This is a genomic window from Kineosporia rhizophila (assembly GCF_021277265.1).
GTDB lineage: Bacteria > Actinomycetota > Actinomycetes > Actinomycetales > Kineosporiaceae > Kineosporia > Kineosporia rhizophila.
In genome coordinates this window covers 140,966-153,764 of record NZ_JAJSOH010000015.1, presented here as the reverse complement: position 1 = coordinate 153,764, position 12,799 = coordinate 140,966, and the positions used below count along the sequence as shown (strand labels likewise).

11 protein-coding genes are annotated in these 12,799 nt (G+C 70.7%); 1 reads left to right on the top strand and 10 read right to left on the bottom strand.

The features are described 5' to 3' along the window. Nucleotides 1-6 precede the first annotated feature (6 nt). The 6 genes from LWF15_RS21240 to LWF15_RS21215 are packed head-to-tail and all read right to left on the bottom strand — an operon-like array spanning nucleotide 7 to nucleotide 8,056. The gene (locus LWF15_RS21240; RefSeq protein WP_232812625.1) at nucleotides 7-1,701 is read right to left on the bottom strand and encodes an ABC transporter ATP-binding protein; all 1,695 of its coding nucleotides are present in this window, start codon (nucleotides 1,699-1,701) and stop codon (nucleotides 7-9) included. Then, entirely contained in the window at nucleotides 1,701-3,422 is a 1,722-nt protein-coding gene (locus LWF15_RS21235) for an ABC transporter ATP-binding protein (protein WP_232812624.1), read from the bottom strand. The genes LWF15_RS21240 and LWF15_RS21235 overlap by 1 nt, the downstream gene beginning before the upstream one ends. Further along, a complete protein-coding gene (locus tag LWF15_RS21230) occupies nucleotides 3,419-4,807 on the bottom strand; it encodes an ABC transporter ATP-binding protein (protein ID WP_232812623.1) in 1,389 nt (462 codons plus the stop codon). The genes LWF15_RS21235 and LWF15_RS21230 overlap by 4 nt, the downstream gene beginning before the upstream one ends. Next, nucleotides 4,804-5,595, bottom strand: a complete 792-nt coding sequence (locus LWF15_RS21225) for an ABC transporter permease (RefSeq protein ID WP_232812622.1) — start codon at nucleotides 5,593-5,595, stop codon at nucleotides 4,804-4,806. Before LWF15_RS21225 ends, LWF15_RS21230 begins: the two co-directional genes overlap by 4 nt. Then, nucleotides 5,592-6,545 (bottom strand): ABC transporter permease, encoded by a 954-nt coding sequence (locus LWF15_RS21220; RefSeq protein ID WP_232812621.1) that lies wholly within the window; start codon nucleotides 6,543-6,545, stop codon nucleotides 5,592-5,594. The genes LWF15_RS21225 and LWF15_RS21220 overlap by 4 nt, the downstream gene beginning before the upstream one ends. Next, nucleotides 6,542-8,056 carry an ABC transporter substrate-binding protein gene (locus tag LWF15_RS21215; RefSeq protein WP_408623696.1) on the bottom strand — a complete coding sequence of 505 codons (1,515 nt, stop codon included), beginning with the start codon at nucleotides 8,054-8,056 and terminating at the stop codon, nucleotides 6,542-6,544. Before LWF15_RS21215 ends, LWF15_RS21220 begins: the two co-directional genes overlap by 4 nt. 119 nt (nucleotides 8,057-8,175) lie before the next feature. Between LWF15_RS21215 and LWF15_RS21210 the strand changes: the two genes are divergently transcribed. Next, entirely contained in the window at nucleotides 8,176-8,811 is a 636-nt protein-coding gene (locus LWF15_RS21210) for a TetR/AcrR family transcriptional regulator (RefSeq protein ID WP_232812619.1), read from the top strand. Here the strand turns inward: LWF15_RS21210 and LWF15_RS21205 are convergent. From LWF15_RS21205 to LWF15_RS21190, 4 genes are read right to left on the bottom strand one after another with little or no spacing between them, the layout of a single operon-like run. Further along, entirely contained in the window at nucleotides 8,789-10,045 is a 1,257-nt protein-coding gene (locus tag LWF15_RS21205; protein WP_232812618.1) for a salicylate synthase, read from the bottom strand. The two genes, LWF15_RS21210 and LWF15_RS21205, sit on opposite strands and share 23 nt — an antisense overlap. Continuing rightward, a complete protein-coding gene (locus tag LWF15_RS21200) occupies nucleotides 10,045-10,797 on the bottom strand; it encodes a class I SAM-dependent methyltransferase (RefSeq protein WP_232812617.1) in 753 nt (250 codons plus the stop codon). Before LWF15_RS21200 ends, LWF15_RS21205 begins: the two co-directional genes overlap by 1 nt. Further along, the gene (locus LWF15_RS21195; protein ID WP_232812616.1) at nucleotides 10,794-11,573 is read right to left on the bottom strand and encodes a thioesterase II family protein; all 780 of its coding nucleotides are present in this window, start codon (nucleotides 11,571-11,573) and stop codon (nucleotides 10,794-10,796) included. The genes LWF15_RS21200 and LWF15_RS21195 overlap by 4 nt, the downstream gene beginning before the upstream one ends. After that, entirely contained in the window at nucleotides 11,570-12,799 is a 1,230-nt protein-coding gene (locus LWF15_RS21190; RefSeq protein ID WP_232812615.1) for a cytochrome P450, read from the bottom strand. The genes LWF15_RS21195 and LWF15_RS21190 overlap by 4 nt, the downstream gene beginning before the upstream one ends.

The following is a 12,799-nucleotide window of genomic DNA, read 5'->3' as shown; positions in this document are numbered from 1 at the left end:
AGACGCTCACCGGCTGTGCTGATGCAGCAATCGCTGATACAGCCCGTCCTCCACGGTCAGTTCTTCATGCCTGCCCCGCTGCACGATCCGCCCCTGGTCCAGCACCAGGATCTGGTCGGCCCGGCGGATCGTGTCCAGGTCGTGGGCGACCAGGACCACGCTGCCGTTCTGGGCAAGCCGATAGGCGGTTTCGGTGATCAGGCGGCGGTTCTGCGGGTCCAGGGCCGAGGTTGCCTCGTCCATCAGGGTCAGCGGGGCTGACTTCAGCAGAGCGCGGGCCACGCAGACCCGTTGCCGTTGCCCACCGGACAGTTTGCTGCCGCCGGGCCCGACCGGCGCATCAAGACCGATTTCGGCGACCAGGTCAGTGAGCCCGGCGGCCTCCACGGCCTGGGCCACTTCAGCGTCGTTGGCCTCAGGGCGGCCGGCGCGGATGTTCTCGCCCAGGGTGGTGTCGAGCAGGTAGTCTTCCTGCAGCACCGCGCCGATACCGGCGTAGAGGTCGTCGGCCGAAAGGGCGCGCAGATCCTCGCCATTGCGCTGAACGGAACCAGTGGTCGGGTCCCAGAAGCGGGCGAGCAGGCGGATCAGGGTGGTCTTGCCCGCGCCTGATGGCCCGACCAGTGCGGTGAGCCCTCGCTGGGGCAGGGTGAGGCTGACGTCACTCAGGACCGGGGTCCCGCCGTACCCGAAGGTGACCTGACAGACGTCCACAAACTCTTGGCTGTAGTGCTTTTCGATGTTTTCCACAGCCAGGGGCGGACTGGTCAGAATGTCGGTCAGCCGCGTGAGGGCGCCCTGCTGCAGGCGCAGGCCAGCGGCCAGTTCGGCGCCGGTCGAGGCGATGGCGCTGAGCCGGGCCAGAACCACGACGACACCGATGAACACGGCACTGCCCTCGTTGCCGGTCCAGGCCAGACCGAGGGCGATGAGACCGGCGAAGAGCGCGTTGAGAGTGACTCCGAAAAGCAGCAAACCGGGGACGACGGTGGTCGCCGAACGCCGACCGGCTCGGTGGACCTCGGCGAGAGCACGGTGAAGATCACTGCTTTTGGACGGGGTGGGAGCCCAGGCGCTGTCAGTCCGGATCAGGGGTTGCCGGGTTGCGTACTCGAGCAGGCGGCTCGTGCCCTCGGCCGAGGTCTCGTGGCGGCGATGGTCCACCTCGGCTGCCTTCAGGGTGCTGAAGCGGCTCACCCACCAGCTGATCGCGGCCGCTCCGAGCGCGGCCAGGGTGTAGCGCCAGTCGAGCAGGGCCAGCGTGGCCGCGGCGCTGATCGGGGTGATCACGGCGGTCAGGGCCGGGCGCAGCAGTAGCGCCGGGTAGGACATCAGTGACGTGATTCCGCCTGTGGCCGAGCCGATCACCTCGGCCTGACGGGTGGCGGTGAACCAGCCCAGGGGGAGCCGGGCCACGTGCTCGCCGAGTTCGGTGTGCAGGGCCCGGGCGGTCTCACTGCCCACCCGGAAGGCGATCATCTGGGCGATCCACTGGACCACTACGAAGGCCAGGGTGACCACTCCCAGGGCAATACCGGCCGGGGCGGCCGTCTCCCCCGGGTCGAGCAGGTTCGCGATCAGCAGGCCGGTCAGGCCCAGAGCGATTCCGTGCAGGACGGCAGCCGCGGTGAGCCAGCCGACCAGCGCGCGCAGACTGCGTCGTTCGCGCTCGGGGAGAATGGCCAGTAATTTGCGCAGCATCAGCTGTGGCTCCCTGCCGGGATCGCCCCGTGGGCGCCGGATTCGTCGTCGGTGAGCAGGGCCTGGTAGGCCGGGCAGGTGAGGGCCAGCTGGTCGTGGGACCCGAGGCCGGCCACGCGTCCCTGCTCCAGCACCACGATCAGGTCGGCCTCGCGTACCAGCTGCATCTGGTGCGCGATCAGCAGCACGGCCCGTTCCTGAGCCTCGGAACGCAGGGTCTGCACCAGGCCGGATCGGGTGCGCGCATCAACCGCCGACAGAGCCTCGTCCAGCACCAGAACATCGGGCGCCCGCAGGAATGCCCGGGCCAGGCACACCCGCTGCCGCTGCCCACCGGACAGCTCGGAATCCGCCCCGAGCACCGTGTCGTACCCGTCGGGCAGGGCCTGGATCTCGTTATGGATCAGTGATTTTCGGGATGCTTCGATCACCGTCTCGTCCGGGACCTCGCCGCCGCCCGTCAGATTGTCGCGGACCGTGGCCCGCCGCAGAGCAGTGTCCTGGAAGACGAAACCGATCCGTTCGTAAAGGTGCTGCTCCGACAACTTGCGCAGATCCACCCCACCCAGCAACACCCGTCCTTCAGTGGGGTCAGTGAACCGGGCCAGCAGTGCCGCGATCGTGCTCTTGCCGCTGCCGGATGCTCCGACCAGCGCGATGAGCCCGCGCTCGGGCAGGTCCAGGCTGACGTTCTCCAAAGCCGCGCGCTCACCGTCGTAACGGTGACTCACCTGCTCCAGCCGCAACGCACCCTTCGCCTGCTCGCTGCCCCAGACCAGACGTTCCTGCCCCAGGAAATCGCCGATGGACGCAGCTGCGGCCAACCCGGAGCGCACCGCCTGCAGCCTTGACCCGATCACGGCCACCGGAGCCCCGATCGCCGGGCCCAGCAGCACCCCGGCCACCAGCCCGCCCGGGCCGACCCAGCCCAGTTCCATTCCGGCCCAGCCGATCAGGGCAAACCCGGCGGCGGTCAGACCGGGAGCCACGACGAGCCAGGATGCTGTGGTCACAGCTGCTGTACTCCGAGACCAACTTCGGAAGAAGTCGTGAAAGGCGTTGGTGGCGTCGAGGTAGCGAGTACGCGCTCCCCCGGCCCCGCCGTAGACCTTGGCGCTGGGCAGGCCCTGCACGTAGTCGACCACGGCGGTGCCTATTTCCTGCTGGGTGCGCCCGAACTCGGCGAACCCTCCGCCGGAGGCGTTCAATGCCTTCAGGTACCAGGTGATGCCCAGGGCCAGCGGCACGATGCCGATCAGGGCCAGTTTCCAGTCGAAGACGGCCAGTACCACCAGCCCGACGACCGGGGTGACCACGAAGCCGGTGACGTCGAGCAGGGTGTGCCCGACCAGGTAGTGCAGGGCTTCGGTGTCGTCCTGCACCACCTTCTTGATCCGGGCCGCACCGGTGCCGGTGACAGTGGGAAGCGGAGCCCGGCGGATGGTCTCGGCCATCTGCTCACGCAACTGGTAGGTCAGGTCGGCGTCGGCCCGGTGGGTGAGCACGGTGGCTGCGGCCGACAGCAGCGCCGCCCCGATCGTGGCGATGACCGCAGCAGCGACCAGAGTGCTTCCGGGTAGCGGATCTTCGTCCAAGGCGGCCTGGGCGAAGCGGATCAGGACGATGAGCGGCACCAGCACCAGGGCGCTGGCCAGGGCCTGGAGCGCCACGGCCGCGGCCAGGGCGCCCCGGACCGGCCGGAGCAGTTCGGACGCTTTCATCGAAGTCGGCCTCCGGAGATGGTGAGAACACGGTCGGCGCTCGCCGCAACGCGCTCCGAGTGAGTGATCAGGAGCATGGGAATGCCATGGCTTTCGCGCCAGTTCTGCAGGGCGTCCAGCACATGCTCGATCGTGGCGTGATCCAGCGCGGCCAGGGTCTCGTCGGCGATCAGCACGTCGGGGGCGGCCGCCAGCGCCCGCGCCAGGGCCAGACGATGTCTTTGCCCACCGCTGAGCTCGTCCGGGGTGCGCCGGCTGATCTCTTCGGAAAGAGCCAGGTGCTTGAGCAGTTCGGCCGGTTCGGTGTCGGCCTTTCGTCCTGCTCGGGCGGCTGCGGACGTGGCTCGGTGCAGGGTGCGGTCGACGGTTTCGTGAGGATTGAGGGCTGCGCGGGCGTCCTGGCCGACGTAGGCGATGAATGGCTGACGTTTGCGAGCGCGGGTTGCGGCGTCCCAGTCGAGTGCCTGGCCATCAAGCAACAAGGAGCCGGAGGTGGGAGGAGCGAGACCGGCCAGCGCGCGAGCCAGGGAGGTCTTGCCGGTACCGGAGACTCCCTGCACTGCAACCATTTCGCCGCGACCCAGTTGAAGATCGGCCGCGGTGAGCACAGGACGGCCACCACGGTGCAGGGTCAGGCCCGTAACCAGCAGATGCGCCTTTCCGGGCCCCTGCTGAGCGACCTTCGCCGCGACCAGTGGGGCGGGCGGCGATGGCCGCGACACCCACCGCCCGTTTCTCATCTCCTTCACCTCGTCGGCCGCCTTGCTGATCAGCGCGCGGTCGTGGCTGATCACCAGAACTGCGGGCGCCCAGGGCAGGGTGGTGAAGGCCCGGTGCACCCTCGCTGCGGTGGCGGCGTCCAGGCCGCTGGTCGGCTCGTCCAGGATCAGCAGCTGGGGCCGGGTGACGAAGGTCCAGGCCAGCAGGGCCCGTTGGGCCTGACCGCCGGACAGGCTGTTCGGATGGCGCCGTAACAGGTCCACGTCGAGCGCGGCGGCCTCGGCCGCCTGGCGTACGCGTTCCTGATGCTGCTCGCCGGGATGGGCGATCCGAGAAGCGGTCAGTAGTTGGGCTCCGATCCGGCGCTGCGGGTCGAGCGCGCTGGCCGGGTCCTGGGGCAGGTAGCCGGTGATCCGGCCGCGCAACACCTTCCGGTCCGAGGCCGCGAACGGGTCCCGCCCGGCCACCCGCACCTGGCCACCGGTGACTCTCAGCCCCGGGCCCAGATGGCCCAGTAGAGCGAGTGCCAGGGTGGTCTTCCCGGCGCCGGATTCGCCGACGACAGCGGTGACGGTGCCCGGCCGGAGCTCCAGATCAACGCCTTCAAGCACGGTGGTCCCGTCCGGGGCACACGCGCTCAGTCCTCTTACGGTGGCGAGGGTCATGTCAGGTGCCCCGTCTGCTCCACCCCGCCGGCCCGAAGCCCCGCCGCCCGGTCGAGCACGAGGGTCACTCCGACGGCGAGCACGACGAGCAGGGCGGCGGGGACGATCACGGGAAGCGGGTTCATCGTCAGGCCGGTGCTGTTCTCGCGGACCATGCGGCCCCAGTTGGCGGCCGGGGCACCGGCTCCCAGCCCGAGGAATCCGGCCGTGGCGGCCAACTGGGTGGCGGCGACGAACCGGATGCCGCTCTCGGCCAGGGCGACCGGGGCCAGTCCCGGCAGGATGTCGTGACGGATCAGCACGAGGGTGCTGTCGCCCCGGGCCTGCGCGTCCTGCACGTAGTCGGTTGTGGCCAGCTGGGCAACGCGTTCGTGAATGACCCGCACGGAGAACGGCACGCTCACCAGAGCGATGGCCAGCGCCACGGCGGTGTCGCTGCCACTGAAGCCGGAGGCCAGCAGGAGAAGAAGCAGCAGGGCGGGTACGGCGGCGAAGGCGTCCACGATGCGCAGCACGAACCGGGCTCGGGTGAGGGCAATGGTGATGCCCAGCGCCAGGCCGACGGCACTGCCGAGCAGGGTCGCGCCCGCCGCCTGCAGCACCAGCGCACGTCCCCCGGCCAGCACCCGGTCGAGCACGTCGCGGCCCAGTACGTCGGTACCCAGCAGATGCTCGTCACCGGCCGCCACAAAGGGCGGTGCGACCGGCGCCGAAATGCTTCCACCGACGAGCCACGGCCCGATCAGGGCCAGCAACCCCACCGCCACGGTCGGCAGCCAGCGGTTCATGAGCTCGTCTCCACGGTACGGCGGGTGAGCAGCCGGGCGACGATGTCCCCGCCGAGCAGGATCAGCAGCGTGGCGGCGCCCAGGACCAGGCTGATCCCCTGAACCAGGGGCACGTCGCGGGTGCCGACCGCCCGGGTGAGTTCGTAGCCCAGGCCCGGGAGGTTGAACAGGGTCTCCACCACGATCCCGCCTCCGAGCAGACCCGCGGTCATCACCGAGAAGGCGTGGACAGCGGGCCCGGCGGCGTTGGACACGACCGTGCGCAGGTAACGCGGGCCCCGGATGCCGTTGAGGCGAGCGAACTCTGCGTAGGGGCTGCGGGTGGCCTGAGCCACGCAGGCCCGCAGCAGACGCATGGTCGAGCCGAAGCCTCCAAGAGCAAGAGCCAGAGCGGGCAGGACGATCACGTCGGGGTGCTGCCACAGCGATTCACCCAGGGGCACGACTGCCACGGCCGGAAGCACCGGCCACCACAGCGTGAACAACAGGAGCAGGGCCGTGGCGATGAGGAAGTCCGGGGTGCCGATCAGGCCCAGCGTCGATCCGGACAGGATCTTGTCCAGGCGGCTCCCGGCCCGTACGCCGGCCAGGACGCCCAGCCCTCCGGCGAACACCAGGATGAGCACGGCCGCGGGCACCAGAACGGCCAGGCTGGCTCCGGCCCGATCGGCCAGGACCTCACCGACGTCCCGACCCGACACCAGCGACGTGCCGAAGTCTCCCTGCAACGCTCCCCCGGCCCACTCGAAGAACCGCTCTGGAGCCGGCCGATCGAGACCGAGAGCCGAGCGCACTGCCGCGCGCTCGGCGTCCGTTGCCCCTGGGCCCGAAACTGCGCCGACCGCATCACCGGGCAGGACCTCGGTGGCCCAGAACACCAGGGCGCAGAGCGCAGTGAGAGTCGCCGCACCGGTGGCGACCCTCACCGCGATCCACTGGGGCAGGCTCATTCGGAGACGGTTGCCTGGGAGAGGTCGGGGAACTGCAGCTCTCGCACGCCGCTGACTCCGTTGCGGGCGGCGCTGATGCTGGGCACGAAGACCGCGCCGATCTGGTTGCCCTCTTCCCACAGCAGTTTCTGGGCCTCGTGCGAAGCCTGGAGCCGGGCCTCGGGCGAGGTCGCGCTGCGGGCCTCGGCCACCAGGGCGTCCACCTCGGGGAAGGCCCCCGGGACGTGGTTGGGCTCGAAGGTGGCGGGCGGGTTGTATCCGGCCTTGAACGGGAGCTTCTGGTAGGCCGGGTAGTCGGCGAACAACTGACCGGCGGGCAGTTCCTTGAGCGTGGCCTTCACGCCGACGGCCTTGAGGTCCTCGACGATGAGGGTGGCGGTCTCGAGCATGCCCGGCATCTCCGGTCCGGCGGTCAGTTCGACCTCGATCCCTTCGGCCCCGGCTTCGGCGAGCAACTCCTTGGCCTTCTCCGGGTCGTGGGCGCGCTGCTCGAGCTCGGTGTCGTAGTTGGGGAAGCCGAGGCCGGGCACGTCGTTGCCCACGAATGCCCGCCCGAAGTAGACGTTCTCGACGATCCGTTCCCGGTCGACGGCGAGTTTGAAGGCCTGGCGCACCCTGACATCGCTGAACGGCTCGGCCTGCGGGTTCATGCCGAACTGCAGGTACGAGGCGTAGGGCAGTTCGCTGGAGGTGACGGTGACGCCGTCCCCGCTCTCCAGCGTCTTGGCCTGGGCCGGGGCGACACCGCTGATGTAGTCGACCTGGCCCTGCTGCAGGGCGTTCACCCGGGCGGTGGGGTCGGCGATCGAGACCAGCTCGATCGAGTCCAGCGTGGGGGCCTGGCCGTAGTAGGAGTCGCTGCGCTCGAGCGTGGTGGAGCGCCCCGGTTCGAAGGCGGTGATGCTGAACGGACCGGACGAGGGCGTCTCGGGAGTGAACTCCTTCGTGCCGTCCTTGATGGCCAGCATGCTCTGGCAGATCAGGTCACGCCCGTCGGCGATCGGCGAGAGCGTCGGGAGCACGACCGTCAACGCGTCGGGGGCGCTCGCGTTCTTCAGGTCGAATCCGCGGGACACCAGCTGGGTGAACGGCAGGCCCTGCAGCAGGGCCGGCGCCTGCAGCGAGTACAGCACGTCCTTGCTGGTCAGGTCGGACCCGTCGGTGAACTTGACGCCGCTGCGCACCTTCAGCGCGTATTCGCCGAGATCGTCCGAGACCTCGATGGTCTCCAGAACGCCGTAGGAGACGCCGTTCTCGGCCTCGGTGTCCAGCTCGCACAGCGGCGCGTGCACCAGCTTGGCCCGCACGTAGTCCAGCGCCGTGGGCCCCTGCAGGTAGTTCAGCGTCTCCGACGCCCCGCCGGCGAAGGCGGCCCGCAGGGTGCCGCCGCTCTTGGCGCCGGCCTCGGTGCCCTCGGCCTCGGAGGACTCGCCCCCGCAGCCGGCGACCAGGCCTACGGCCAGTACCGCAGCAACGCCGGCGCCCAGTGCGCGGCTTCTCGTGGCCATCATCCGACCCTTCCGATCCGTTTCGGTCATGCCTTCGAGCCCGGCCGATGCCGGGCGTTTACTATGTATACCACGGTAATGAGAACGGTTATCAAGTACTTCGGGCCACTACTCTCGTGCCGGTGGGAACCCTGAACCAGGACGCGATCGTGCAGGCAGCGCTCGAGATCAGCCGCACCGACGGGCTGCCCGGCGTCACCATGCGGGCGGTCGGTGCGCGTTTCGGGGTCACGCCGATGGCGCTCTACCGGCACATCACCGACCGGCCCACCCTGGCGCGCCTGGTCACCGACCGGATCGGCGCCTCGATCCGGCCGTCGGCCGCCCCGGACGCCCCGTGGGAGGAACGTGTCCGGGCCTGGGCCCAGGCCCAGCGCGCGGTCCTGCGTGCTCATCCCGGCACGGCCACCTGGCTGATCGAGAACGGCCCGTCCGGTCCGCAGGCCTACCGGCTGCTGGAGTACCTGGCCTCGGCCCTGGCCGACGCCGGGCTGGACGACGCCCGCATCGCCCGGGGCACCGCGCTGGTGATGAGCTGGACGTTCAGCCGGATCAGCATCGAGGACGCAGCCGAACTCTCAGCCCGCCGGCCCGGGCGTTCCCAGGCGTTCGTCGACGGCCTGCAGACGGTGGACGAGGCCGCTCATCCCACCGCGACCAGGATCGGACCCGAGTTCTTCACGCTCTCCGGTGAAGTCGTCTTCGAGACCGGCCTGGACTGGATCGTCGCCGGGATCAGCGCCGAGGCGCCGGGCTGAGAACCAGATGGGGGACGACGCTGGCGAGCTTTTCGCACGTCTCCTCCAGTTCCCGCTCGGGCCGGGAAGCGCCCACCACACCCGCCCCCGCACGCAACCACGACCGTCCTTCATTGGTGAACACACTGCGCAGCACCAGGGCCGCGTCGAGCGCCCCGGTGTGATCGGCCACGATCACCGCCCCGGAGTACAACCCCCGCGGGGTGCTCTCCAGCCGCTGGATCGCCGGGTAGGCCGCGACCTTCGGAATGCCCGAGGCGGTGACCGCCGGGAAGAACGCCCCGAACGCGTCCCAGGCGCCGTAACCGGGCCGCAGCCGTCCTCTCACCCGGGAGGCCAGGTGCTGCACCGCGCCGCGCGGCAGCACCCGCATGAACTCCCCCACGTGCACGCTGCCCTCCTCGCAGATCGCCTCGGCCTCGTCCAGCGCCAGCCGCACGCTGGTCGCGTGCTCGGCGATCTCCTTCAGGTCCGAGAGCAGCTCGGAGCGGTTGGCCGCGTCCTTCTCCGGCCCCAGCCCGAAGGCCCGGGTGCCGGCCAGGGGCTGGGTGCTGACCTGACCGTCCGGCGCCACCTCGACCACGGTCTCCGGGCTGAAGCCGGTGGCCTGCCAGCCGCCCAGATCGAGATGGAAGCTTCGCGCCGCCGCGACCGCCCTGCGGCCCCGCCGAAATGTTGCCACCAGGTCGATTCCGGGCGGCAGCTCGATGGCCCGGGACAGAATCACCTTGTCCAGAGCGGTGGTCCGGATCTCCTCGACCGCCTGCGCCACGGCCGAACGGTAGGTGTCCGCACCGGCCAGCAGATCCGGGCTGACCGGGCTGACCGGGCTGCTGGGCTCCTCCGGCTCGTCCGGTCGATCGGCGATCAGTTCGACCTCGGGCACGATCAGGTGCAGCAGGGTCTCGTCCCCCTCGAGCCCGGTCTGCAGACCGGCCCGGTGCAGCGCGAGCTCGAACCGGGCCCAGCCGAAGACCCTCCACTGCGGGTACGGGCAGGCCTCGAGCACTCTGGCCACGTCGCTCAGTTGCGGCCGGCTCACCGGCGCCGCCCACGACGACGTCAGCCTCTGGGCCGAGAACCTCAGTTCGGCACGGACTCCCACGGCGTGCCGGGTGACCGGGCCGTTCTGGTAGACGACGAGCGGGCCACCCGCGGCCATACGCACCGCCGTCTCGAGCACCTCCTCCTCCGAGGCCTGAGCCTGGGCCGGCGAGGTCAGCGTTTCGGACATCAGTGGACCTTTCTCGGATCGTGCAGCACTGCGACCTCGGGCAGGCCGGAGCCGGTGCGTCCGCCGAGCGGCTCGACCTGCAGACCGGACTCCCGGGCCAGTTCCTCGACTCCCACGGCGTGCCACCGGTAGCCGCCGCGAACCTCTCGTTTCACCGCTCCGGCCGGGTCGCGCACCACCCAGCGGGAGCTGAACCGCATCGCGCCGTCCGGCTCAGGGGTGCCGCCGACCCACCACTCGTAGGTCAGATCGCCCACGTGCGAGCGCAACTGGCAGACCTCCGGCAGGGGCCGGTTGCTGCGCACGCCCATCAGTTCCACCACGATCACGCCGCCGGGAACCAGACGCTCCCCCAGCCGCCCCCACAGCCGGGTGCGGGCCCGGGCGTCCAGATGACCAGCCACCCCGAACACCACTGCCGCCCGGATCCGGCGGGGCAACGCCAACTCCGGGGCGGCTTCGGTCGAGACCGTCACCCGCGAGCGCAAGTCGCCGGTGAGCCGGGAGGTCAGTACGGCCCGCATACCGGGTGCCGGCTCCACCGCGAGAATGTCGGCCGCGGGCACGGTGTCGGCGATGATCTCGGTGATGCGTCCGGTGCCGGAACCGATTTCGACCAGGGTTCCGGCCACTGCCGACGAACCGGACAGGGCCTGGCGCAGCAGCGGGCCACTGCGCCGGGCCTGTTGCTCGGCGACCAGTTCGTAGAACTCGGCCATGTCTGCGTAGGCGCCGACGTCCTCGCCGCTCACGGCGTGTCCGGCCAGCTGCGGCCGGCCCCGGTCAGCGCGGGGTCGAGCACGGCCAGCACGTCCGAGACCACCGCCCGGCGCTGGGGCACCAGGTAGAAGTGGTCGCCCGGCAGCATCCGGGTGACCACGCGGCCGGTGCCGAAGCGGGTCCAGCCGAAGGCGCCGTCCTCGCTGGGCCCGGCCAGTTCCGGGTCTTCGCGCCCGCCCAGGACGCGGATCGGGCAGTGCACCGGCGCGCCGGGGATCGGGCGGTAGGTCTCGACCAGCCGGTAGTCGTCGCGGACCGTGCCCAGCACGGCCGAGCGCAGCATCTCGTCGTCGAGGACCTCGGCCGGAGTGCCGCCCAGACGTTCCAGTTCGGCGCGCAGCCCCTCCTCGTCGGAGCTGTGCACGGAGCCGCCCAGCCCTCGGTCGGGCGATCGGCGCCCGGAGACGTGCAGCGACAGAGGCAGGCGGGCGCCCTGGTCCTGGAGCCGGCGGACGGTCTCGTAGGCCACCATCGTGCCCATGCTGTGGCCGAACGCGATCCACGGCCGGTCCAGCAGCGGGCGCAGCGCCTCGGCCAGGTCCTTGCCCATCTCGGCCAGGCCGGAGGCGGCCGGCTCGCCGAACCGGTCCTCACGGCCCGGGTAGCAGGCCGCCAGCAGTTCCACCGAGTCCGGCAGCAGGGCGTCCCAGGCCCGGAAGGAGGACGGGCCGCCCCCGGCGTGCGGGAAGCAGACCAGCCGGACGGCCGCCGCCGGTTTCGGCTTGTAGCGACGCAGCCAGGGGTTCACCAGGCGACCCGCAGCGATTCCAGGCCGTAGGTGGCGGAGTCGGGCTTGACGTCCAGGGGTGCGCCCGGGTCGGCCTCACGCAGGTGCGGCATACGGGCGAACAGCGCGGCCAGGGCCTCGTGCAGCTCGACCCGGGCCAGGTTCTGTCCCAGGCACTGGTGGATCCCGTGGCCGAAGGCCAGGTGGTGCTTCTGCGGACGCTCCGGGTCGACGAGTTCCGGGTCGGGGAACTCGGCCGGGTCGTGGTTGGCCGCGGCGAGCAGCGCGATGATGCCTTCGCCCTCAGGAACGGTTCCGCCCGGCAGGCCGACGTTCGAGCGGGCCACCCGCAGCGGGATGGTGTCGGCCACGCTCAGCACCCGCAGCAGTTCCTCGATCACCGGGGCCCAGAGCTTCGGATCGGCCAGCACCCGGTCGCGCAGCTGCGGGTTCCGGCTCAGGTAGAGCGCGCCCAGGGTGATCATGCTGGTGGTGGTCTCGCGCCCGGCCACGATGGTGATGCCGATGGTGGAGAGCAGTTCCTGGCGGGTGATCAGCTCGGGCATCAGGTAGCGCTGCACCAGGGCCGACATCAGATCCTCGCCGGGCTTTGCGATGCGCTCGTCGACCAGGGCGTTGAGCATGCCGAACAACCGCCCCAAGGCCGCGTTGACCTCTTCGGCGGTGCTGTCGCGCCCGCCCGAGACCCGGGTGACGTCGCGGAAGAACTCCACGTCGTCGGCCGGGGCCCCGAACAGTTCGAGCACGGTGGTGGTGGACAGCACGTTGGCGTAGTCGGTGACCAGGTCGGCCGGGGCGCCGGTCTGCTGCATCAGGTCGAGTCGGCGTTCGGCGGTGGCCCGGATCCTCGGCCGCAGGGCCTCGGTGCGGCGCATGGTGAACTCGGCCACCAGCATGCGGCGGATCTTGGTGTGCTCGGGCGGGTCGGTGCGGATGAACGGCCGGGCCTTGGCCGCAGCCTCCTGCTCCCCCGCCCCCATGGCCGGGAAGGCCGGGATCCGCACGTCCGAGCTGACCGCCGGATCGGCCAGGGCCGCCCGCACGTCCGCGTAGCGGGTGAGCAGATGCGGGGTCTTGCCGGTCGGGATCCGGACCTGCGGCAGCGGGTCGTCCTCACGCATCGTGCGGTAGGCCGCCGGCGGCGCGAACGGCTGTTCGCGGGTGAAGGGGAAGTCGGCCAGGGTCGCGCCGGTGACCGGGCACCGCGGTTCGGGGTCTGTACTCAT

What these genes read in the sequence shown, in the direction of transcription:
- LWF15_RS21190 (WP_232812615.1), bottom strand. Translation starts at nt 12,799, where the DNA reads ATGAGTACAGACCCCGAACCGCGGTGCCCGGTCACCGGCGCGACCCTG.
- LWF15_RS21230 (WP_232812623.1), bottom strand. Translation starts at nt 4,807, where the DNA reads ATGACCCTCGCCACCGTAAGAGGACTGAGCGCGTGTGCCCCGGACGGG.
- LWF15_RS21220 (WP_232812621.1), bottom strand. Translation starts at nt 6,545, where the DNA reads ATGAGCCTGCCCCAGTGGATCGCGGTGAGGGTCGCCACCGGTGCGGCG.
- LWF15_RS21235 (WP_232812624.1), bottom strand. Translation starts at nt 3,422, where the DNA reads ATGAAAGCGTCCGAACTGCTCCGGCCGGTCCGGGGCGCCCTGGCCGCG.
- LWF15_RS21225 (WP_232812622.1), bottom strand. Translation starts at nt 5,595, where the DNA reads ATGAACCGCTGGCTGCCGACCGTGGCGGTGGGGTTGCTGGCCCTGATC.
- LWF15_RS21205 (WP_232812618.1), bottom strand. Translation starts at nt 10,045, where the DNA reads ATGTCCGAAACGCTGACCTCGCCGGCCCAGGCTCAGGCCTCGGAGGAG.
- LWF15_RS21240 (WP_232812625.1), bottom strand. Translation starts at nt 1,701, where the DNA reads ATGCTGCGCAAATTACTGGCCATTCTCCCCGAGCGCGAACGACGCAGT.
- LWF15_RS21215 (WP_408623696.1), bottom strand. Translation starts at nt 8,056, where the DNA reads ATGATGGCCACGAGAAGCCGCGCACTGGGCGCCGGCGTTGCTGCGGTA.